This window comes from Trabulsiella odontotermitis (genome assembly GCF_001297775.1).
Lineage (GTDB): Bacteria > Pseudomonadota > Gammaproteobacteria > Enterobacterales > Enterobacteriaceae > Trabulsiella > Trabulsiella odontotermitis.
Genome location: NZ_LIFX01000008.1, coordinates 35,114 through 56,371, shown reverse-complemented (window position 1 = coordinate 56,371; position 21,258 = coordinate 35,114). Strand labels below are relative to the sequence as shown.

Sequence of the window (21,258 nt, the reverse complement as noted above, 5' to 3'; positions counted from 1 at the left end):
CTTTTCTCTCCTTCAGGCCAGGGGGCGCTCCGCCAGCCACTGACGCAGTTTCTTCTTATCCACTTTGCCGACCGGCGTCAGCGGCAGCGCGTCCACGCAGGCCACGCGATCCGGCAGCTTGAATTCCGCAACACCCTGCTCGCGCAAAAAGCGCCGCACGGCCACGGCGCGTAACGGTGCCGTCACCACCAGATACGCACAGCTTTTCTCGCCCAGCAGGCTGTCTTCCATACTGACCAGCGCGGCATGGATCACCGACGCATGGCGCAGCAACAGGTTTTCGATCTCCTCCGCGGCAATCTTTTCGCCACCGCGGTTGATCTGATCTTTTTCGCGCCCCTGAACGGTGATGTACCCGGCGTCGTCGATGGAAATCAGATCGCCGGAGCAGTAAAAGCCGTGTTCATCAAACGCCTGCGCGTTATGGTCGGGGCTGCGGAAATAGCCGCGGAAGGTATACGGACCGCGCGTCATCAGGCGGCCCACCTCACCACGCGGCAGCGGGTTTCCGTGTTCATCCGCCACCCACACTTCGTCGTCCGGGCTCATCGGGCAGCCCTGGGTATTGAGGATGCGCTCCTGCGGATCGTCGAGGCGGGTGTAGTTCACCAGCCCTTCCGCCATGCCGAACACCTGCTGCAACTGGCAGCCGATCTCCGCCGGAATGCGGGCGGCCAGCGTTGCCGACAGCCGCGCGCCACCCACCTGCAACAGTTTCAGTGAGCGTAATGGTGCGTTACTGCCCCACTCGCTAATCGCCTGCAACCACAGGCTGACCGCCGGGGGCACCAGCGCCGTCACGTTAATCTGATGCTGTTCAATCAGCGGGAAGCAGAGCGTGGCACTCGGATCATTCGCCATCACCACACACCCTTCAGCCAGAAATACGCCGAGCGCGCCGGGGGAACTCATCGGGTAGTTATGCGCCGCCGGTAGCGCGCAGAGGTAACGCGTCTGCGAATCGAAATGACAAATCTCATTGCTGCGGCGAATACTGTAGTAGTAGTCATTATGCGTACGCGGGATCAGTTTCGGCGTGCCGGTACTGCCGCCGGACAGCTGGAAAAACGCCACTTCATCGGCGGGCGTTGGCGTCGCGGTAAAGCTCTCCGCGGGTTGCGCGATGGCCATTTCCAGCGCGTGATCACCGCTGTCGTGGCGCAGCAGCACCAGTCGTACTGAGCGATGCGCTGCCACAAACGTATTGAGAAACGCGTCATCGGCAAACAGCGGATGCTCCCGGTCAGCGATCAGCACCGCGGGTTCAATCTGCACGGCATAAGCATTGAGTTCACTGCGCTGATGGCTGAACAACGCATTCACCGGCGCGACACCGAGGCGCAGCAGCGCAAACAGCGTGATGTAGAATTCCGCGACGTTTCCCAGCTGAACCAGCGCGGTTTCACCACGCTTCAGCCCCTGCCGTTGCAGATGCGCCGCCAGATTGTCCGCTGCCTGATGCAACTGGCGATAGCTGATGTGGCGCTCGCCGTCGATGACCGCCGTCGCGTCGCTGTCGGCATGGCGGGTCAGGATGTCGGTCAGCGGCAGATCCAGCCAGTAACCCTTTTGCCGGTAGCGCGCTGCCGCCTCGTCCGGCCAGCGGGTGAAGGGAATGCTCATTGTCGTTCCTCAATTCAGGCCAAAAACGTTCAGCATGGTGGAGAGCTTCACGCCGGTTTCACGCCATTCGGAAAGTGGCGACGACGCAGGCACAATCCCTGCCCCGGCAAACAGACGGACCTGGTTTTCCCGCACGCGGGCGCAGCGGATCGTCACCACCCATTCGCCGTTGCCTTCGTCGTCGCACCAGCCAACGATGCCGCCGAAAAGTTCACGTTCGAACGGTTCCAGCTCTGCAATCAGGCGTTTCGCCGCCTGATGCGGATAACCGCTCAGCGCCGGTGTCGGATGCAGCAGGCAGGCCAGTGACAGCGCATTTTCTTTGTCGAGCGCCACGCCTTCGATGGGCGTCGCCAGATGCCATAGCGTCGGCGTGGTCATGAGCTGCGGGGAATCCGGCATCGCCAGCATTTTGCTGCGCGGCGCCAGTACGGTTTTCATCGCCTGCGTCACCAGGTCGTGTTCGTGGCGATCTTTCTCCGATGCCAGCAACTTGTTGCCTGCTTCGCGATCCAGCATGTCGTCCGGCTGACGGCGCGCTGACCCAGCCAGCGGCAACGAACTGTAGTGCTCGCCCTCTTTACGCAGCAGCAGTTCCGGGCTGGCACCCAGCAGCACACCGCCATCCGGCAGTGGAATGTGAAAGTTATAACTCGCCGGATTCTGCGCAATCAGCCGCTCCAGCAGCGCCCCGGTGTCAGGCGGCGTATCGGTCGAAATATCAATCAGACGGGAAAGCACCACTTTGTCCACTTCCGCTGTGGCGGTGCGTTCCGCCGCCCGTGCGACCATTGCCATAAACGTGTCCTGCGCGGGAATGTCCTGTCGTGCAATGACGTTCAGTGCCGGCAGCGCGGTCGCATAGCGCGCCGAATGTTGCTTGTGGGTACGCGAAAAGGTTTGCCAGCATTCGGGGATGAACAGCGCGGAAGGTTGCGTGGTATCAAACGGGATCGCCCCGACCATCACTGGCTTGCGGATCCCGGCGGCTTTTGCGTCACTGAACGCGGTGGTCAAGGTTCGCTGGAAGGCACTGTTGAGGTTGTCCCCGTCGATCACCGGCGTGGTGACGCGACGGAAGCAGCCGGACGCGGTAAAACTACGGTACGGCGACATAAACAAAAAGCGGTCGGGCGACAGCGTTGTCGTCTTGTCCAGCACATCCTCAGCCATTGACGTTTCCATATCATCCTCCAAAAACGATAAAGACATTAATAATGATTATCATTTGTATTTTGGTTCGGTAAGCTAAAAGTAATTGCGTGGGATGTCAACCAGTCCGGCAACGTCCTGCGCGTCAAATGCTTGCAACCCTCGCGATGAGTTGTGAAAATGAGACGCATTCACTTCTATAAAAAACAGGAACCTTATCCGTGAAACTCCCTTTGTTGTGGCGTAATACCCTGCTGATTTCCGGCCTCTGGCTTTTAGGATTAGCCTCAGCCAGTGCGGCGGACTGGCCGCGTCAGGTGACCGACAGCCGTGGCACGCAAACGCTGGATCACAAGCCGGTGCGCATCGTCTCCACCAGCGTCACCCTTACTGGCTCGCTGCTGGCAATTGACGCACCGGTGGTCGCCAGCGGCGCCACCACACCGAATAACCGCGTCGCCGATGATCAGGGTTTTCTGCGCCAGTGGGGCGATGTCGCTAAAGCGCGCAAGCTCTCACGGCTGTACATCGGTGAACCGAGTGCGGAAGCCATCGCGGCACAAATGCCGGATCTGATCCTCATCAGCGCCACCGGCGGCGATTCGGCCATCACCCTTTACGATCAGCTCTCCGCCATCGCCCCGACGTTTATCATCAATTACGACGACAAAAGCTGGCAGGAACTGCTGGCACAACTCGGTACCCTCACCGGGCAGGAAAAAGAGGCCACGGAACGCATTGCCAGCTTTAACCAGCAACTGGCGGCGCTGAAAAAACGGATGACCCTGCCGCCGCAACCGGTCAGCGCGCTGGTTTATACCGCCGCCGCGCACAGCGCTAATCTGTGGACGGCCGAATCCGCGCAGGGCAAGCTGCTGCGCCAGCTCGGCTTTACCCTCGCCCCGCTGCCTGCCGGGTTGCACACCAGCCAGAGCCAGGGCAAACGCCATGACATCCTGCAGCTTGGCGGCGAAAACCTGGCAACCGGGCTGAACGGTGAATCGCTGTTCCTGTTTGCTGGCGACCAGAAAGATGTTGATGCGATTTACGCTAACCCGCTGCTCGCCCACCTGCCTGCGGTGCAGCACAAACAGGTTTATGCGCTTGGCACCGAAACCTTTCGTCTCGACTATTACAGCGCGATGCTGGTATTGCAGCGTCTGGAAAAATTGTTCGGTTGAATGGTTGAACCTGTAGGCCGGGTAAGGCGCAGCCGCCACCCGGCAAATCAGACGACATCGCCCTGCCTGAAGGTTCTTAGCTCCCGCAGCAACCCAATCAGCAGCACGCCGATCAGCGCCAGCCCCCAGCCACTGGCGCTGGCAGACGCCACCGGCGTCAGTATCGCCCCCATCCCCCCGAGCAGCGCCGCACCAATCGCATCACCAGTGACGTTTTGCGCAGTCCACAAGCCGTTAATGCGCCCGAGCATCGCTTCCGGCGTTTGCGACTGGATCAGGGTGTACTGCAACAGCGAACTGATGGCGCTCAGCCAGCCCGCAAACACCAGGCACAGCGCGCCCCCGAGCCACCACGGCATCACGCTGAACAGCGCAATCGCGATAAACGCGGCGACGGTCGTCAGCAGCATCAACCTGCCCGGCCGCGACGTCTGCGCCAGTGTGCCGCTGGTCAGTGCGCCCAGCGCCGCACCAAGCGGGAGCGCCGCATACAACAGGCCAATTTGCGAGCTTGACATCTGCCAGCCCTGCGCCAGCGCCGGATAGAGCACCCGCACGGCGCTCGCCATGGTCAGTAAAGCGCCCAACAGCGCAATGCCGCCGATCAGCGGGTTGTGGAACAGAAAACGGATCCCCGCCAGCAGCGAGGTCAATGGATGCTCGCGCGGCTGCGGTGGCGGTGGCAGCAACGGCAGGCGCAGCAGCGTCAGGGTGGTGATAAACGTACCGAGCGCCGCCAGCAGGAAATTCCACGCCACGCCGCCGGACGCCAGCAGCAGGCCGCCGATCATCGGCGAAATCACCGAACCCAGGCGCACCGTGAGCATGGTGATCGCCCCCGCCTGCATCAGGTTTTCCCGCCCGACCAGCGCCGGGGTGGCCGCCAGCAGTGCGGTTACGCCTAACGAGGCGAAAAAACCGTCCCACAGGCCGAGCAGGTAAATCGCCAGCAACGACGGTTCCGGCAACAGTGCATTCAGCCACAGTCCCAGAAAACCGATACCGCAGGTGCCGCGCGCCAGCAGGATCAGTTTTTTACGTTCATAACGATCCGCCAGCACGCCGCCGACCATCAGGCCAATAAACATCGCGCCGCCGGTCAGCGTCACTGACAGCCCCACCTGCCAGGTGGAGTGGGTCATCATCTGGATCTGCACCGGGATCGCCACCCCCAGCAAACCGAGCGACAAAATCGAAATAAAGCGGGCAATAAATACGGCGCGATACGCCGGATGCGTTTTCAGCAGGCTCAGGTTGAGCAGCCAGGATTGTCGGTTCATGACGGTGCCTTGAATGATTTTCTTACCCTTTCCGGGGTGGCACATGTTAACATAATCAAATAAGATCGATAACGATAATTACTATCATTATCATACTCATGGAAGTCGCTATGTCATGTGCAAAAACCGCGATGCGCGCCGTTGCCGTGCCCGGTTTGTTGATCCTGTTAGCGTTTGCCGCCGTGCTCAGCCTGCTTGTCGGGGCGAAACCGCTGCCTTTTGGCGTGGTTGCCGATGCGCTGTCGGGCAGTTGTCAGAGCGCCGATTGCACTATCGTCCTCGACGCCCGTCTGCCGCGAACCCTTGCCGGGCTGCTGGCAGGTGGTGCGCTGGGTCTGGCTGGCGCGTTGATGCAAACCCTGACCCGTAACCCGCTTGCCGACCCTGGCATTCTTGGCGTCAATGCTGGCGCCAGTTTCGCCATTGTGCTTGGCGCGGCGCTGCTCGGGTTTTCTTCGCCGCAGGAACAACTGGTGATGGCTTTCAGCGGCGCGCTGACGGCATCGCTGCTGGTGGCGTTTACCGGTAGCCAAGGTGGCGGGCAACTCAGCCCGGTTCGCCTGACGCTGGCAGGTGTGGCGCTCGGCGCGGTGCTGGAAGGACTATCCAGCGGCATCGCCCTGCTCAACCCGGACGTTTACGACCAGTTGCGTTTCTGGCAGGCCGGTTCGCTGGATATCCGCACGTTGCACACGCTGAAAGTGGTGCTGTTGCCGGTATTGATCGCCGGTGCCGTGGCGCTCAGCCTGAGTCGTTCGCTGAACAGTCTGAGCCTCGGCGCCGATACCGCCACTGCGCTGGGTAGCCGCGTCGCCCGCACACAAATCATTGGTCTGCTGGCGATTGCCGTGCTGAGCGGCAGCGCCACAGCGATTGTCGGCCCGATTGCGTTTATCGGCCTGATGATGCCGCATATGGCGCGCTGGCTGGTGGGCGCTGATCACCGCTGGTCACTGCCGGTCACCCTGCTCGCCACCCCTGCGCTGCTGCTGTTCGCCGATATTCTCGGCCGTCTGCTGGTTCCCGGTGAATTGCGGGTGTCGGTGGTGAGCGCCTTTATTGGCGCGCCGGTGCTGATCTGGCTGGTGCGTCGTCAGCCGAAAGGCGGTGCGCGATGATCGCCCCTTCTCGTCGGTTAGTAATGAGCTGTGCGCTGCTGGTTGCCGCCAGTCTGGCGATGGCGTTGTGGGGTCTGCGCAGCGGTGCGGTCACGCTGGAGCTGAATCAGGTGATTGCCGCGCTGTCTGGCGATGCGCCGCGCAATGTCACGCTGGTGGTGACTGAATGGCGGTTGCCACGCGTGTTGATGGCACTGTTGACAGGCGCCGCGCTCGGCGTCAGCGGCGCCATTTTTCAGTCGCTGATGCGCAACCCGCTCGGCAGCCCGGATGTGATGGGCTTTAACACCGGTGCCTGGAGCGGCGTACTGGTGGCGATGGTGCTGTTCGGTCAACAACTGACCGCCATCGCGCTGGCGGCGATGGTCGGCGGCGTGCTTACCTCGCTGGTGGTCTGGGCGCTGGCGTGGCGCAACGGCATCGACACTTTCCGCCTGATTATCATCGGCATCGGCATTCGCGCGATGCTTATCGCGTTTAATACCTGGCTGCTGCTGCGCGCCTCACTGGAAACCGCGCTGTCGGCGGGATTGTGGAACGCCGGATCGCTGAATGGTCTCACCTGGGCGAAAACCTGGCCATCCGCGCCGCTGATCATTCTCGCGCTGTTCTGCGCTGCGTTGCTGGTACGGCGGATGCGTCTGCTGGAAATGGGCGACGACAGCGCCTGTGCGCTTGGCGTGCGGGTCGAGCGTTCCCGGCTGCTGTTGATGCTGGTCGCGGTGATCTTAACCGCCGCGGCCACCGCACTGGCAGGGCCGATTTCCTTTATCGCGCTGGTGGCACCGCACATCGCCAGACGTCTCAGCGGCACCGCCCGCTGGGGGCTGACGCAATCGGCGCTGTGCGGTGCGCTGTTGCTGACGCTGGCGGATTTCTGCGCTCAGCAGTTGTTTTTACCGTACCAGCTCCCGGTGGGCGTAGTGACCGTCAGCCTCGGCGGTATCTATCTCATCGCGTTGTTAATTCAGGAGTCCCGCAAAACATGATCGAGACCACAGCCCGTCTGCGCGGCGACCAGTTAACCCTCGCTTACGGCAAGAAAACCATTGCCGAACAGCTCAGCGTCGCCATTCCCGACGGCCACTTCACGGCGATCATCGGCCCGAATGGCTGCGGGAAATCGACACTGCTACGTACGCTGAGCCGCCTGATGACGCCGTCGCACGGTCACGTCTGGCTTGATGGCGAGCACATTCAGCATTATCCCAGCAAAGAGGTGGCGCGGCGCATTGGTCTGCTGGCGCAGAACGCCACCACGCCGGGTGATATCACCGTGCAGGAACTGGTGGCGCGCGGGCGATACCCGCATCAGCCGCTGTTCACCCGCTGGCGCAAGGAAGATGATGACGCAGTGACGCGGGCGATGCAGGCCACCGGGATCACCGAACTGGCGCAGCAAAGCGTGGATACCCTGTCCGGCGGTCAGCGGCAACGGGCGTGGATCGCCATGGTGCTGGCGCAGGAAACCGCCATCATGTTGCTGGATGAACCCACCACCTGGCTGGATATCAGCCATCAGATCGATCTGCTGGAATTACTCAGTGAACTGAATCGGGAGAAAGGTTACACGCTGGCAGCCGTGCTGCACGACCTCAACCAGGCCTGCCGCTATGCGACGCATATTATCGCCTTGCGCGACGGCAGGATTGTGGCGGAAGGCGCGCCGAAGACGATTATCACCGCCGGGCTGATTGAGGCGATCTACGGCCTGCGCTGCACTATTATTGACGATCCGGTGGCGGGGACGCCGCTGGTGGTGCCGCTGGGTAAACGGGGGCGCTAAGCCCCCTGTGAGTTAGCCTAAAATCTCGCGCAACACCGGGCCAATCTTTTCAAACGCCTGCGGGGAGATGATCTCCACGTGGGCGCAATCCTGACGGTACACCTCCAGCGTTTTCACCCACGGCGCCCAGGCGCGTTGCGGATCCATCCCCTCCGGCAGCGTTTTTTCCGCCACAAATAATGTCGCGGTGCCGTCAAACGGTACGCTGTGCGCCGTGGTCAGCAGACGCACCGCATCGGCATAGTTACCTTCGATGGCGCTGAACAGCGCGTCAGATCCCTGCCCCTGTTGCGCGGCAATAAACGCCTCGCGCTCACGGGCGATTTCCGCCAGCACTTCCGGATCGAGACCGTTAGCCTCTTTTTGCGCCCAGTTTTGCGTTTCCGGCGGCCAGGTATCGAGCAGCCCTAAAAACGCCACCGTTTCCCCCCGCTGACGCAAACGGGCGGCGATACCCTGCGCCAGCGTCCCGCCAAGCGAATAGCCAAACAGGTAATACGGACCGTGTGGTTGCTGCGCCAGCAGCGTGCGCAGATGCTGCTCGCAGACCTCATCGAGCGTTGCGGCAGTCTGCATCGGCCCTGCCGGGCGCGGCGACTGAATACCGGTGATGTTCCAGTGCTCACGCAGATAGCGCGCCAGAACGCTGAACTGCCAGGCAAAACCGGAAGCCGGATGGAAGCAGAACAGCGTCGGGCCGTGACTTTCCCGCAGCGGTAACACCGCCTCAAACCCCAGGCGCTGCACCTGCGCATTATCCTCTGTGCTCAGCAACGCGCTCAGCTTCGCGACCGTTGACGCCACCATGATCTGCCCTGGCGTCACCTGCCGGGCAAAAGCACGGCTCAGTTGTGCCGCCAGCCGCATCGCCAGCAGCGAATGCCCGCCGAGAGCGAAGAAATCCGCTTCGACGTCGTTGACTTCACAACCCAGCAACGCGCTGAAGGCCTGCGCGACGGCGGATTCAGTCCCCGGCAGCGGTGCCCGTCCGCTCGTGGTGGAAACCTGTTGTGGCAACGGCAGCGCTTTGCGATCCAGTTTACCGTTAGCGCTGAGCGGCAGTGCATCCAGTTGCAGCAGCACTACCGGTACCATGTGCGGCGGCAATTGTTCACGCAGCCGCTCCTGCAACGCGCGGGTGTCCAGCGGCAACCCGGAAGCAGAGATCAGATACCCCACCAGCTGACGCGCATCGCCGCCAGTTTCCACGGTCTGGTTAAACACGCAGGCATGGGCCACCGCCTGCGCGACGTCAGGCAGGGCCGACATCACGCGATCGATTTCACCCAGTTCGATGCGCTGGCCGCGAATTTTAAGTTGATCGTCACTGCGACCGAGATACTCCACCGCGCCGTTATCCAGCCAGCGCGCCACGTCGCCGGTGTGGTACATACGTTCGCCCGGAACAAACGGATCCGCGATAAAACGGCTGGCAGTTAAGTCCGGCCTGCCCAGATAGCCCTGCGCCAGTTGAATGCCGGTGAGATAGAGATCCCCCGCCACGCCCGGCGGTACCGGGCGCATCATCGCATCGAGAATGCGCAGCCCGGTATTCCACACCGGGAAGCCAATCGGCACGCTGTTGCCGGTCACCGCGGCCAGTTCTGCTCCGTAAGCCGGATACCAGCTGACATCCACTGCCGCTTCCGTCGGACCGTAGAGATTATGCAGCGGCACGCCGGTCAGGTGTTCCCATTCGCGGCACAACCCGGTCGGCAGCGCTTCGCCGCTACAGAACACCCGTTTCAGGCTCCGGCAGTCATCGCAGTTTTCCGCCGTCAGCGAGGCGACAAACGCTGCCAGCATCGACGGCACGAAATGGGTGGTGGTGATGCCGTAATGGCGGAAGAACTGCTGCATCGCCAGCGGATCGCGGTGCGCTTCCGGCGCCGCCATCGCCAGCCTTGCACCGGCGATAAACGGCCACCAGAACTCCCATACGGAGACATCAAAACTGCACGGCGTTTTCTGCGCCACCACGTCATCCGCCGTCAGCGGATATTGGTTTTGCATCCACAGCAGACGGTTCACGATGGCGGTCTGCCCGACCATTACCCCTTTCGGGCGCCCCGTCGAGCCGGAGGTAAAAATGATGTAGGCGGTGTGTTCCGGGCGCGACAGTGCCAGCGGCGTGCCATCGGTGACCGGCAGCGGTGCGCTGTAGCACAGCGTATCCACACCAGAGAAACGCGACTGTTGATCAGCAGAGGTGATCAGTAATGACGGTTGCGCGTCGTCCAGCATCATCTGCAGACGTTCGTCCGGGTAGCCGGTATCTAACGGCAGCCAGGCGGCCCCGGCTTCGACGATGCCATGCAGCGCCAGCGTCAGAAAGACCGAGCGCGGCAGCGCCACCGCCACGTTGTCGCCGGGCTTCACGCCGCGTTCGCGTAACAGCGTCGCCAGCGCCACGACCTGCTCGCGCATCTCGCGGTAACTGAACTGCCAGCGGGCATCCACCAGCGCTGTGGCATCCGGCGTTTTCGCGGCCTGCGCCGCCACCAGCGCGCTGAGGGTGGTTTCCGGCAACATCATGCCGGTATCGTTAATCGCCGCCAGTCGCTGAACCTCAATGGCTGACAGCAGATCAACCTCACCGCAGCGCAAGGCCGGGTTCGCCGCAAACTGGCTGAGCATTGAGGTCAGGCGGGCAAGGTGGGTCGTGAGCGTTGCGTGCTCGTAACGCTCTTTACTGGCAAGGATCTCAATCGACAAACCACCGCTGTCATCCGGGAACAGCGCCAGTTCGAGATCGTTAACCGGGCCGGTGGCAAGCGTGTGAGTGGTCGCACTGATGCCCGGCAAATCGAGCTGATAATCAAACACTTTGACATTCAGCACCGGGCCGAACAGCGGCTCATCACCGGCGGCTTTGCCGCTGTCACGAACAATCTGCTCGGCATCGTAACGCTGATGACGGCGCATTTTCTTCAGTTGTGCCGCAAGCCGCTGCGCCAGTTGCGGCAACGTTTCCGCCGCATCGAGCTGAACCGCCATCGGCAACACGTTGAGCACCGGACCGGTGGCGGTCAGCGCCGCCGAACCCATCCGACGCATAAAAATAAACCCGGCGGCGTATTCGGTGCGTCCGCACAATCGACCGAGCCACAGCGTGACCAGCGCCAGTGCCAGATCGGCGCGCTGGCAGCCCGTCGCCGCGTTTGCCAGCTGGCTGAACGCCTGACGGTCAGCCGCCAGATGCAGACGCCAGATGTCAGTGGTCGCGGCGTGCCCCGGCAGCGGTAACGGCGAGAGCGACGCCGGAGACGGCAGCGCCGCACGCTGCTGTGCCCAGAATTGTTTGTCGCGTTGATACGCCTCGCTGCGCGCATACTGCTGATACTCTTCCACCACTTCAGCAAATGGCGTGAACGGCGACGCTGGCGTTGGTTCACCCTGTTGCCAGGCGCGATAAATCGCGGCGATCTGGCGAGTAATCGCCGGGAAACTGAAGCCATCCACCAGTAAATGGTGATAGCGCTGATACCAGTACCAGTGATTGTCAGCAATGCGGAACAGGGTGTGCATGACCAGTGGGTTGCCGCTGTCGACGCGCAGATTCTGATTCAGGTCAGCCTGCATCATCGCCAGCGCGGCGGCATGCGGTTGCGCCTCAGCACGCACATCGACAACATCCGGGGCAGCGAATGTCAGCGTCTCGTCCAGCCACTGGCTGATGACGCCATCCTGCTCGCGAAAACGCATGCGCAGTGTGTCGGCCTGCATCATTCCGGCGACAATCGCCTGACTCAGCCGCGCGGCATCCAGTTCGCCGCTCAGTTCAACGTAATGCGCCACGCTCCAGGCGTTCGGCAACGTTGAAAGCTGCTCAGCCATCCAGATCCCCGGTTGCGCCGCCACTAACGGGAGAGCGTTATTCATGTTCACCTCCTGCGGTGAGCCGCGGTTGCCAGAGCGCAATCAGCCCGGCGGTCAGTCCGCCCCGCCAGCACAGCGCATCATGCCCGCTATCCACCGGCCGCCAGAGCACCTGTCGGGCGGTGGCCTGCAACGGCGCTAACAACGCCTGATTAGCGCGAAAGATCACCGGTTCGCGCTCGCCCGCTTCCAGCCAGATGCGTAAACCGTGCGGCGACACCTCGCCGCGTCTGAGTTGTTCGGGCAACGCGCCTGTCTGCTGGCCGCCGCGATGCGGCCACCAGTAAGAGCCGGACTGGCTCAGCACGCAGCCAAAACGCTGCGGCCAGTGCAGCCCGGCGTACATCGCTGCCAGACCGCCGAAACTTTGCCCCGCCACCACCGTCTGTTCCGGGCGATCGCTGAACGGCGCCACCGCCCGCACCTGCGGCAATAACTCCTGCTGCACCGCCTGCCAGAAATCGTCGTTGCACGGCAATTCCCGGCTACGGGTGGCAGTGTCGAGCGCATCAATCAGCACATACACCGCAGGCGGCAGTTCGCTTTGCTGCGTCAGCACCGCCAGCGCGGGCCATACGGGCAGGCTTTTCGCCCAGAACTGACCGTCGAGAAGAATGGCCAGTGGGCGCGTGGCGTCGTTATCGTCGCCGGTGGTGAAGACCCACACCCGGCGTGTGTTGTGCAGTAGCGGGCTGCGCCAGGTGAGACACACCGGCGAAGTGTACGCGGGCGCAGGCAGATTCCAGCCGGGTTGCACCGGCGCGTCCGGCATCTCCAGCACCGAAACGGCATGCCCCCGCCCGCCCGTCCAGCCCTGCGGGTTGCGCGGATCAGCAATCGCCTGCGGCAGCAGTTTCCGCCAGCCATCACGCAGTGCGTTGCGCTCCGGCGTGCCACTGAACACATCGGGGGAAAAATCGTCATCACGTTCAGAAGGGATAAAACAGTAAGTGCCGCGCCAGTGGGAGGGCAGCACCGTCTGCCACTGCCAGACGTCAGTGCCGGGCAGGCGCGTCAGGGTTTGTGGCGTGGCGTTCTGGTGATGGTCGGTGACGCCAGTGATGTAAATCCACACCCGCTGCACGGCAGACGTTTGCGCAGTCCCGGCCGGATCGCGCCACCAGAACGTGACGCGATAGCCGTCACCTTCCGGCTGCCATTGCGGGCCTTTTTTCTCTGCCCACCATCTTTCATTACCTGCCGTTAACATCTCCGCCACATTAACCCCATGTTTCACCTGTATTTTGTGGTATTGCGCAAATTATATTGATAATACTATTGATAACTATTTTCATTTGCAATAGCGTAATGCCGCGCGTTTTTTTAATTCAGACCTTTCACATCGGGAATAACAATGAATAACAAGATCAAATCCCTGGCCTTGTTGGTCAATCTGGGAATTTACGGGATTGCATTACCATTGCACGCTGAAGAGACCACCGACGAAAAAACCGCGTCAGCGGAAGAGACGATGGTGGTCACTGCGGCACAACAAAACCTTCAGGCGCCGGGAGTGTCTACCATCACCGCCGACGAAATCCGCAAGAATCCGGCGGCACGCGATGTCTCTGAGATCATCCGTACCATGCCGGGCGTGAACCTCACCGGCAACTCCACCAGCGGCCAGCGCGGTAACAACCGGCAGATCGACATCCGCGGGATGGGGCCGGAAAACACGCTGATCCTGATCGACGGTAAACCGGTCACCAGCCGTAACGCCGTGCGTCTTGGCTGGCGCGGCGAGCGTGACACCCGTGGCGATACCGGCTGGGTGCCGCCGGAAATGATCGAACGTATTGAGGTGATCCGTGGCCCGGCCGCCGCCCGTTACGGCAACGGCGCTGCCGGGGGCGTGGTGAATATCATCACCAAAAAAGGTGACAACGAGTGGCACGGCTCGTGGAATACCTATTTCAACGCGCCGGAGCATAAAGACGAAGGCGCCACCAAACGCACCAACTTCAGCCTGAACGGTCCGCTGGGTGGCGATTTCAGCTTCCGCCTGTACGGCAACCTCGACAAAACCCAGGCCGATGCGTGGGATATCAACCAGGGGCATCAGTCAGAACGTACCGGGATTTATGCCGACACCCTGCCCGCCGGGCGTGAAGGGGTGATCAATAAAGACATCAATGGCGTATTGCGCTGGGACTTCGCGCCGATGAATTCGCTGGAGTTTGAAGCGGGTTACAGCCGCCAGGGCAACCTCTACGCGGGCGATACGCAGAACACCAACAGCAACGATCTGGTGAAAGAGAACTATGGCAAAGAGACCAACCGTCTGTACCGCCAGAACTACTCGCTCACCTGGAACGGCGGCTGGGACAACGGCGTCACCACCAGTAACTGGGTGCAGTACGAACACACTCGCAACTCGCGTAAAGGCGAAGGGCTGGCGGGCGGCACCGAGGGGATTTTCAGCAGCAATAAATTCGTGGATATCGATCTCTCCGACCTGATGCTGCACAGCGAAGTCAACCTGCCGCTGGATCTGCTGGTCAATCAGAACCTGACGCTGGGCACCGAATGGAACCAGCAGCGCATGAAAGATATGGCGTCGAACACCCAGGCGTTCACGGGCGGTAACATTCCGGGCTCCAGCAGTACCGATCGCAGCCCCTATTCAAAGGCAGAAATCTTCTCGCTGTTTGCCGAAGACAACATGGAACTGACCGATTCCACCATGCTGACCCCGGCGCTGCGTTTTGATCATCACAGTATTGTCGGCAACAACTGGAGCCCGTCGCTGAACCTGTCACAGGGTCTGGGCGATGACTTCACGCTGAAAATGGGTATCGCCCGCGCCTACAAAGCGCCGAGCCTCTATCAGACCAACCCGAACTACATTCTGTACAGCAAAGGCCAGGGTTGCTACGCCAGCGGCACCGGCGTGGGTTGCTACATGATGGGTAACGATGACCTTAAAGCGGAAACCAGCATCAACAAAGAGATCGGCCTGGAGTTCAAGCGTGACGGCTGGTTAGCGGGCGTGACCTGGTTCCGTAACGACTATCGCAATAAGATCGAAGCGGGCTATGCGCCAATAAGCCAGACGTCTAAAGGCACGACGAAAACGGATATCTATCAGTGGGAGAACGTGCCGAAAGCGGTGGTGGAAGGGCTGGAAGGCACCCTGAACGTGCCGGTCACCGATACGGTGAACTGGACCAACAACATCACCTACATGCTGCAGAGTAAAAACAAAGAGACCGGCGATCGCCTGTCGATTATTCCGGAGTACACGCTCAACTCAACACTGAGCTGGCAGGTGCTTCAGGATGTGTCTGTACAATCCACCTTCACGTGGTATGGCAAGCAGCAGCCGAAGAAATACAACTATAAGGGTCAGCCGGTCACCGGATCTGAAACCAATGAAGTCAGCCCGTACAGCATCGTCGGCCTGAGCGCGACCTGGGACGTCACCAAAAACGTCAGCCTGACCGGCGGCGTCGATAACGTCTTCGACAAACGCCACTGGCGTGCCGGGAATGCCCAGACCACCGGCGGCAGCACCGGCTATATGTATGGTGCAGGCGCGGAAACGTATAACGAGTCCGGCCGTACCTGGTACATGAGTGTTAACACCCACTTCTGATAGCCCTTCGCCCTCTCTCCTGCGGGGAGAGGGCATCCGGAGACGACCATGAATGTCTGGCATCACACGTTTCCCTTTGCCGGTTGTCGCATCCATCAGGTCGATTTCGACCCTGCCACGTTTCGCCCGGACGATCTGCTCTGGCTCCCCCATCACGCACAGCTTCACCAGGCCGGACGCAAACGCCAGGCTGAACATCTGGCGGGGCGCATCGCGGCCGCGCACGCCATCAACGCATTAACCGGTCATGCTACAGTGCCGGGCATCGGGCCGCAGCGTGAACCGCGCTGGCCGCCAGGCATTCAGGGCAGTATCAGCCATTGCGGTCAGCAGGCGCTGGCCGTCGCGATAGAAAATGAAAAAGCGCTGGTTGGGATTGATGCGGAGATCGTGCTCGACGCGCCGCAAGCGAAGGAAATCTGGCAGAGTGTAATAAAGGAAAGCGAACGCCAGCGGCTGGCATCGCTGCCTTTTGCGCTGAGCGTGACGCTGGCGTTCAGCGCAAAAGAGAGTCTGTATAAAGCCCTGCACCGGCGCGTCAACCGGCTGTTCGGGTTTGCCAGCGCGGAGGTAACTGCCGTCACGCCGCACACCCTGACGCTGGCGCTGACGGAGCCTGTCGGGGATTTCGCCAGAGACACCGTCTTCACCCTTCACTGGCAGCAGGAGGGCAACCGGGTGCTCACCTTGCTTTGCGCAGCATAGCCTCCGCCTGTGCGACAATGCCTGCGGCATCAAAGCCGTGGCGCTGGCGCAGATACCCGCGATCTGCGGCGGCGGCGTATTCACCGTCCGGGATACCCAGCCGTTTGAGGGTGGCAGGCAGTGCGGATTCAGCCATCACTTCCGCCACCAGGCTCCCCAGACCGCCATTGATATTGTGCTCTTCCACCGTAATTACCGCATGGCAGCCGGACAGCGCCGCGCGTAACGCGTCGGTGTCGCAGGGGCGAATGGACGGCACGCTAATCACTTTCGCCTGAACGCCCGCGTCCGCCAGCCGTGTGGCGGCATCGACGATTTCATGCACCGTAGAGCCTGTCGCCACCAGCGCAATATCGCGCCCTTCACGCAGCGTCACCACCGCGCCCGGCGTAAAGCGATAGTTCTCGTCATACAGTTCCGGCAGGGCTTTACCGTCCATGCGGATATAGACCGGGCCGACGTAGCCCAGCGCATACTCAATAATCTGTCGGCACTCCAGCGGTGACGACGGGGCGAAAATCTGGATGCGGCCAAAACCACGCATCACCGCCAGATCGTCAATAGAGTGGTGAGTGCTTGCTAACGGGCCGTAGCTGCCCCCCGCGTTCAGGCCAAACAGCTTGACGTTGGTGTTGTTGTAGCAGATGTCGACCTTGATTTGCTCGTTGGCGCGGGAGATCAAAAACGGTGCGGCGTTACAGGTCACCGCCACTTTGCCGCCCAGCGCCAGCCCGGCGGCGGTGCCGACCATACTCTGCTCGGCAATCCCGACGTTGACTACCCGGCCGGGAAACTTCTGCGTGAACGGGGAAATTTTCGCTGTGGAGGTGGAGTCCGCGACCACCGGGACCAGGTCAACCCCCTGCTCTACCGCGTCGATAAACGCCTGCACCATCACATTCGCCAGGTGTTCTGCATTACTCATCTTTCAGTTCCTCCAGAGCCAGCTCAATCTCATCGCCTTTCGGTACCCGGTGGTGCCATTCAGGGCGCCCCTGGATAAAGGAAATGCCCGCACCTTTGGTGGTATTGGCGATAATCACGTTCGGTTTCCCTTCCTGCTTCAGGCCTTCAATCGCCGCCACCACCGACGCCATATCGTTACCCTGGCATTCGCTCACCTGCATACCGAAGGCGCGCCATTTGTCCGCCAGCGGATCAGTATTCATGATGTCGCGCGTGGCGCCCGCCAGCTGGAGATTGTTCTTGTCGTTAATGATGATGATGTTATCCAGACCGTAATGTGCAGCGGCGAGCGCGGCTTCCCAGTTGCTGCCCTCGGCCAGTTCACCGTCACCGGTGATGAGGAAAATACGGCGGCGACTGTTGTCGCGTTTTGCCGCCAGCGCCAGCCCGACCGCCACCGGCAGGCCGTGGCCTAACGCACCGGTATTCAGCTCAATGCCCGGCGTTTTTTGCCGTACCGGGTGGCCGGGAAGATGGGAATCGGCATGCTGATAGGTCGCCAGCCAGTCAATCGGGAAGAAGCCCGCTTCGGCCAGTACGCAGTAGTAGCACCCCACCGCATGTCCTTTTGACTGGATATAGATATCCCGCTCGTTATCATCCATGCGGTCAGGCGCGACGTTCAGAAAGCGGAAGTACAGCGCGGTCAGCAGTTCGACCTGCGACAGATCCGCCCCGGTGTGACCACCCGCCGGACTGTTGGCATTCAGCCTGACAATGTGCCGCCGTACGGCACGTGCTTTGCGCTCCAGCGCTTCAATATCATAGTTATAGGGATTCATTTAATACCTCTGAATTTAATTTCAACATGGAATATTTATTCCATCAGGGACTAAAAAAACCAGAAATCCCCCGACAACGCACGACAGGACTGGCGCCGTTGGAACGTATTCAGGTACATTCTGCCTCCTCCCCACCCGGCACCGCAGTACCCGGTGTATTTTCAGTTGACCTGGGATCACCTTGAATATATATTCATTAATGATTCTTTATTCAATTATGGTATCACTGTTGAGAAATTGTCCATAGCTGTTTTAGAGGATTGGTGAAAATTTGCGTTGCATCACACTTAAGCGCGCTTTTTTGTCGCGTAACGTGGTGGGCTCAAACATAATGGCTGCAATTAACGACTCTCTGGGGAACTACATGGCTAAGCAGGATGAACAACGGCTATTGGTGAAAATCGCAACCCTTTACTATCTGGAAGGACGCAAACAGTCCGATATCGCTCAACTTCTCTCGCTTTCTCAGTCATTTGTCTCCCGGGCGATCACCCGCTGCCAGAAAGAGGGCGTGGTGAAAATCAGCGTCGTCCAGCCGTCCAATATTTTTCTCAATCTGGAAAAAGGGATTGAAGACCGTTTCGGCATCAAGCAGGCCGTGGTGGTCGATACCGAAGAGGACGCTTCCGATCACACCATCAAACGCGCCATTGGTTCCGCGGCGGCGCACTATCTGGAAACTCGTCTGCGGCCCAAAGATCTGGTCGGCGTCTCGTCATGGAGTTCCACCATTCGCGCGATGGTTGATGAAGTCCACACGCAAAATCTCAAAGCGGGCGGCGTCATCCAGTTGCTTGGCGGCGTCGGGCCAAACGGCAACGTGCAGGCTACCATTCTGACGCAAACCCTCGCCCAGCAACTGAACTGCAACGCCTGGCTGCTTCCCTCGCAGAGCATTGAAGGGTCAGTGCAGGAGAAAAACCGGCTGATCGCCAGCAAGGACGTGGCCGATGTGATTGCCCGTTTTGATGAAGTGGACATCGCCATCGTCGGCGTCGGCATTCTCGAACCGTCGCAACTGCTGAAAACGTCAGGAAACTACTACGGCGAAGAGATGCTGCATGTGCTGGCCGAGCGTGGCGCGGTGGGTGACATCTGCCTGCACTACTACGACAAGCAAGGCAACGCGGTGTTAACGGATGACGAAGATCCGGTCATCGGCATGGCGCTGGAAACGGTTAAAAAATGCCCAAATGTTATCGCGCTGGCGGGGGGTATTGATAAGGTCGGCGCCATTAAAGGGGCGCTCACCGGTGGTTATATTGATGTTTTAATCACCGATTATCCGACCGCCAGAGAACTGATGAAATCCTGACTTTCACCCCCGGTAAGATTCGCCCGCCTTTGCATGCTCAAAAAACGCGCAAAGGCGGAATCCATAAAGCAACTATTTTTCAATACGTTACACGCTATTTTTCTTTCCTGTTTTTCCTGCTGCTTACCTTTTCTTTGTGACGATAAATGTGATTATCAGCACAAATGATGATTTTGCCAGTGGCTCACCTGTATGAATCTGGCTAAGGTATTAAATAAATAATCAACACCGAATATATATTCAGTGATTGCAAAAGTGCTAATGAAATGTCACACCGAAACCTGACAGAAACGCGATGCCACCACCAGGGGCAGGACGGAGTGTGACGCAGGAGAAAAACCATGTTCACAGCCACAAAAGAGATCATTATTGCGCTGGACGAAGGGACAACCAATGCCAAGGCCGTCGCACTTGACGGCCGCGGCAACGTTGTCGCCCGTTTTTCTCAACCGCTCGCCATCCAGACGCCACGCGAAGGATGGGTCGAGCAATCCGGTGAAATGCTGGTCAGCGCCTCGCTGCAGGTGATTGCACAGGCGGTCGCGCAGGTCGGGGCGGAGAATGTCGCCGCCCTGGCGATCAGCAACCAGCGGGAAACCGCCATCGGCTGGTATCGCAGCAGCGGGAAACCGCTGAATGCGGCCATTACCTGGCAGTGCACGCGTGGTGCAGGTTTTTGCGAAGCGCTTCGTCGCGACAACCTGGAGCAGCAGATCAAAGCTGTCACCGGCCTGCCCGTCTCACCGATGTTTTCCGCCTCCAAAATGCGTTGGTTGCTGGAATCGGTGCCTGACGGGCAGCAACTGGCGGAAGATGGCGAGATCTGTCTCGGTACCATCGACAGCTGGTTGCTGTGGAATCTGACCGGCGGCGCGGAATTCCGCTGCGATTTCTCCAACGCCTCACGCACCCAGTTGCTGAATCTGCAAACCGGGCAGTGGGACGACGAGATGCTGAAAGTATTCCGCATTCCGCGCAACGCCCTGCCGGAGATTAAACCCTCCAGCGGCCTGTTCGGTTACACCCACGGCTTACCGGCCATTCCTGACGGCATCCCGGTGATGTCGATGGTGGGTGACTCTCACGCAGCGCTGTTCGGTCATGCGCTGGGCGAACTGGGTTGTGTTAAAGCCACCTATGGCACGGGATCGTCGGTCATGGCGCCCGTCAGCACCGCCCAGTGCAATATCGACTCGCTAGCCACCACCATCGCCTGGCATGACGGCGAACGGCTGGTTTACGGGCTGGAAGGCAATATTCCGCACACCGGCGATGCCGTGGCGTGGATGGCCGACAGCACCGGGCTGAGTGAACTGTCAGAGAAAGAACTTACTCATGAACTCAATACCCTGCCCGCCTCGGTGGAATCGACGCTCGGCGTCTATTTCGTGCCAGCGCTGACAGGGCTCGGCGCGCCCTGGTGGGACCCGCAGGCGCGCGGTGTGATTTGCGGGCTCAACCGCGGCGTGAAACGTGCGCACCTGATCCGCGCTGCGCTGGAATCGATCACCTATCAGATTGCTGATGTGGTGGTGGCGATGCGTCAGCACAGCGACTTTACCCTTACCGCGCTGATGGTCGACGGCGGCCCGACGAAAAACGACTGGTTAATGCAGTATCAGGCCGATTTACTCGGTTGCCCGGTAATGCGCAGCGATGTACCGGAGCTGTCGGCGATCGGCGCGGCGTTACTGGCGCGAAAAGCGCTGACCCAGGTGTCCGTGCAGGAAATGAAAGCGTTTCTTGCGCTGCACAGTGAATTCCACCCGGATGCCGATCGCCATCAGCGATTGCAGGCCCGGTGGCAAGGCTGGCGGGATGCCGTGGAACGCACGCTATGGAAGCCATCCCATTGAGCCCTCTACAGAAACTGAAC

Annotated in this window: 15 protein-coding genes; 8 read left to right on the top strand and 7 right to left on the bottom strand. The window is 60.3% G+C overall.

Going from position 1 to position 21,258, the window contains the following annotated elements; translation table 11 throughout:
• Nucleotides 1-12 precede the first annotated feature (12 nt).
• Entirely contained in the window at nucleotides 13-1,623 is a 1,611-nt protein-coding gene (gene entE / locus AOY23_RS11970) for a (2,3-dihydroxybenzoyl)adenylate synthase EntE (RefSeq protein ID WP_054179852.1), read from the bottom strand.
• 9 nt (nucleotides 1,624-1,632) lie between these two features.
• Nucleotides 1,633-2,808, bottom strand: a complete 1,176-nt coding sequence (gene entC / locus AOY23_RS11965; RefSeq protein WP_054179851.1) for an isochorismate synthase EntC — start codon at nucleotides 2,806-2,808, stop codon at nucleotides 1,633-1,635.
• Between the two features lie 188 nt (nucleotides 2,809-2,996).
• Here entC and fepB point away from each other — a divergent pair, with 188 nt between their 5' ends.
• The gene (fepB, locus tag AOY23_RS11960) at nucleotides 2,997-3,956 is read left to right on the top strand and encodes a Fe2+-enterobactin ABC transporter substrate-binding protein (RefSeq protein ID WP_054179850.1); all 960 of its coding nucleotides are present in this window, start codon (nucleotides 2,997-2,999) and stop codon (nucleotides 3,954-3,956) included.
• A 47-nt stretch (nucleotides 3,957-4,003) separates the two neighbouring features.
• Here the strand turns inward: fepB and entS are convergent, their stop codons facing one another.
• Nucleotides 4,004-5,236, bottom strand: a complete 1,233-nt coding sequence (gene entS / locus AOY23_RS11955; RefSeq protein ID WP_054179849.1) for an enterobactin transporter EntS — start codon at nucleotides 5,234-5,236, stop codon at nucleotides 4,004-4,006.
• Between the two features lie 110 nt (nucleotides 5,237-5,346).
• On the opposite strand from entS, the gene fepD reads away from it, so the two are divergent.
• The 3 genes from fepD to fepC are packed head-to-tail and all read left to right on the top strand — an operon-like array spanning nucleotide 5,347 to nucleotide 8,140.
• Nucleotides 5,347-6,354: a Fe(3+)-siderophore ABC transporter permease gene (gene fepD / locus AOY23_RS11950; protein WP_054179848.1), complete on the top strand. Its 1,008-nt coding sequence runs from the start codon at nucleotides 5,347-5,349 to the stop codon at nucleotides 6,352-6,354.
• Complete coding sequence (fepG, locus tag AOY23_RS11945) at nucleotides 6,351-7,343, top strand: iron-enterobactin ABC transporter permease (RefSeq protein ID WP_054179847.1); 993 nt, start codon at nucleotides 6,351-6,353, stop codon at nucleotides 7,341-7,343. The genes fepD and fepG overlap by 4 nt, the downstream gene beginning before the upstream one ends.
• Nucleotides 7,340-8,140 carry an iron-enterobactin ABC transporter ATP-binding protein gene (gene fepC, locus AOY23_RS11940; RefSeq protein WP_054179846.1) on the top strand — a complete coding sequence of 267 codons (801 nt, stop codon included), beginning with the start codon at nucleotides 7,340-7,342 and terminating at the stop codon, nucleotides 8,138-8,140. The genes fepG and fepC overlap by 4 nt, the downstream gene beginning before the upstream one ends.
• A gap of 12 nt (nucleotides 8,141-8,152) precedes the next feature.
• Here fepC and entF read toward each other — a convergent pair whose 3' ends face one another.
• Both entF and fes read right to left on the bottom strand, forming a co-directional pair.
• Nucleotides 8,153-12,022, bottom strand: coding sequence for an enterobactin non-ribosomal peptide synthetase EntF (gene entF, locus AOY23_RS11935; RefSeq protein WP_054179845.1), 3,870 nt, complete (start codon nucleotides 12,020-12,022; stop codon nucleotides 8,153-8,155).
• The gene (gene fes, locus AOY23_RS11930) at nucleotides 12,015-13,229 is read right to left on the bottom strand and encodes an enterochelin esterase (protein ID WP_054179844.1); all 1,215 of its coding nucleotides are present in this window, start codon (nucleotides 13,227-13,229) and stop codon (nucleotides 12,015-12,017) included. The genes entF and fes overlap by 8 nt, the downstream gene beginning before the upstream one ends.
• Before the next feature lie 144 nt (nucleotides 13,230-13,373).
• On the opposite strand from fes, the gene AOY23_RS11925 reads away from it, so the two are divergent.
• Both AOY23_RS11925 and entD read left to right on the top strand, forming a co-directional pair.
• Nucleotides 13,374-15,614 carry a TonB-dependent siderophore receptor gene (locus tag AOY23_RS11925; RefSeq protein WP_054179843.1) on the top strand — a complete coding sequence of 747 codons (2,241 nt, stop codon included), beginning with the start codon at nucleotides 13,374-13,376 and terminating at the stop codon, nucleotides 15,612-15,614.
• 48 nt (nucleotides 15,615-15,662) lie between these two features.
• Entirely contained in the window at nucleotides 15,663-16,319 is a 657-nt protein-coding gene (entD, locus tag AOY23_RS11920) for an enterobactin synthase subunit EntD (protein WP_054179842.1), read from the top strand.
• Here entD and AOY23_RS11915 read toward each other — a convergent pair.
• Both AOY23_RS11915 and AOY23_RS11910 read right to left on the bottom strand, forming a co-directional pair.
• Complete coding sequence (locus AOY23_RS11915; RefSeq protein ID WP_054179841.1) at nucleotides 16,297-17,244, bottom strand: transketolase family protein; 948 nt, start codon at nucleotides 17,242-17,244, stop codon at nucleotides 16,297-16,299. The two genes, entD and AOY23_RS11915, sit on opposite strands and share 23 nt — an antisense overlap.
• Nucleotides 17,237-18,067, bottom strand: a complete 831-nt coding sequence (locus tag AOY23_RS11910) for a transketolase (protein WP_054179840.1) — start codon at nucleotides 18,065-18,067, stop codon at nucleotides 17,237-17,239. The genes AOY23_RS11915 and AOY23_RS11910 overlap by 8 nt, the downstream gene beginning before the upstream one ends.
• 364 nt (nucleotides 18,068-18,431) lie before the next feature.
• Here AOY23_RS11910 and AOY23_RS11905 point away from each other — a divergent pair, with 364 nt between their 5' ends.
• The gene (locus AOY23_RS11905; RefSeq protein ID WP_054179839.1) at nucleotides 18,432-19,382 is read left to right on the top strand and encodes a sugar-binding transcriptional regulator; all 951 of its coding nucleotides are present in this window, start codon (nucleotides 18,432-18,434) and stop codon (nucleotides 19,380-19,382) included.
• 341 nt (nucleotides 19,383-19,723) lie between these two features.
• A complete protein-coding gene (locus AOY23_RS11900; RefSeq protein ID WP_054179838.1) occupies nucleotides 19,724-21,238 on the top strand; it encodes an FGGY family carbohydrate kinase in 1,515 nt (504 codons plus the stop codon).
• Nucleotides 21,239-21,258: the final 20 nt, after the last annotated feature.

Bases quoted from the DNA above. Each gene is read 5' to 3' on its own strand.
- entF (WP_054179845.1), bottom strand. From the start codon at position 12,022: ATGAATAACGCTCTCCCGTTAGTGGCGGCGCAACCGGGGATCTGGATG.
- entE (WP_054179852.1), bottom strand. From the start codon at position 1,623: ATGAGCATTCCCTTCACCCGCTGGCCGGACGAGGCGGCAGCGCGCTAC.
- fepC (WP_054179846.1), top strand. From the start codon at position 7,340: ATGATCGAGACCACAGCCCGTCTGCGCGGCGACCAGTTAACCCTCGCT.
- AOY23_RS11910 (WP_054179840.1), bottom strand. From the start codon at position 18,067: ATGAATCCCTATAACTATGATATTGAAGCGCTGGAGCGCAAAGCACGT.
- AOY23_RS11900 (WP_054179838.1), top strand. From the start codon at position 19,724: ATGTTCACAGCCACAAAAGAGATCATTATTGCGCTGGACGAAGGGACA.
- AOY23_RS11915 (WP_054179841.1), bottom strand. From the start codon at position 17,244: ATGAGTAATGCAGAACACCTGGCGAATGTGATGGTGCAGGCGTTTATC.
- entC (WP_054179851.1), bottom strand. From the start codon at position 2,808: ATGGAAACGTCAATGGCTGAGGATGTGCTGGACAAGACGACAACGCTG.
- AOY23_RS11925 (WP_054179843.1), top strand. From the start codon at position 13,374: ATGAATAACAAGATCAAATCCCTGGCCTTGTTGGTCAATCTGGGAATT.
- AOY23_RS11905 (WP_054179839.1), top strand. From the start codon at position 18,432: ATGGCTAAGCAGGATGAACAACGGCTATTGGTGAAAATCGCAACCCTT.
- entS (WP_054179849.1), bottom strand. From the start codon at position 5,236: ATGAACCGACAATCCTGGCTGCTCAACCTGAGCCTGCTGAAAACGCAT.
- fepD (WP_054179848.1), top strand. From the start codon at position 5,347: ATGTCATGTGCAAAAACCGCGATGCGCGCCGTTGCCGTGCCCGGTTTG.
- fes (WP_054179844.1), bottom strand. From the start codon at position 13,229: ATGTTAACGGCAGGTAATGAAAGATGGTGGGCAGAGAAAAAAGGCCCG.
- entD (WP_054179842.1), top strand. From the start codon at position 15,663: ATGAATGTCTGGCATCACACGTTTCCCTTTGCCGGTTGTCGCATCCAT.
- fepG (WP_054179847.1), top strand. From the start codon at position 6,351: ATGATCGCCCCTTCTCGTCGGTTAGTAATGAGCTGTGCGCTGCTGGTT.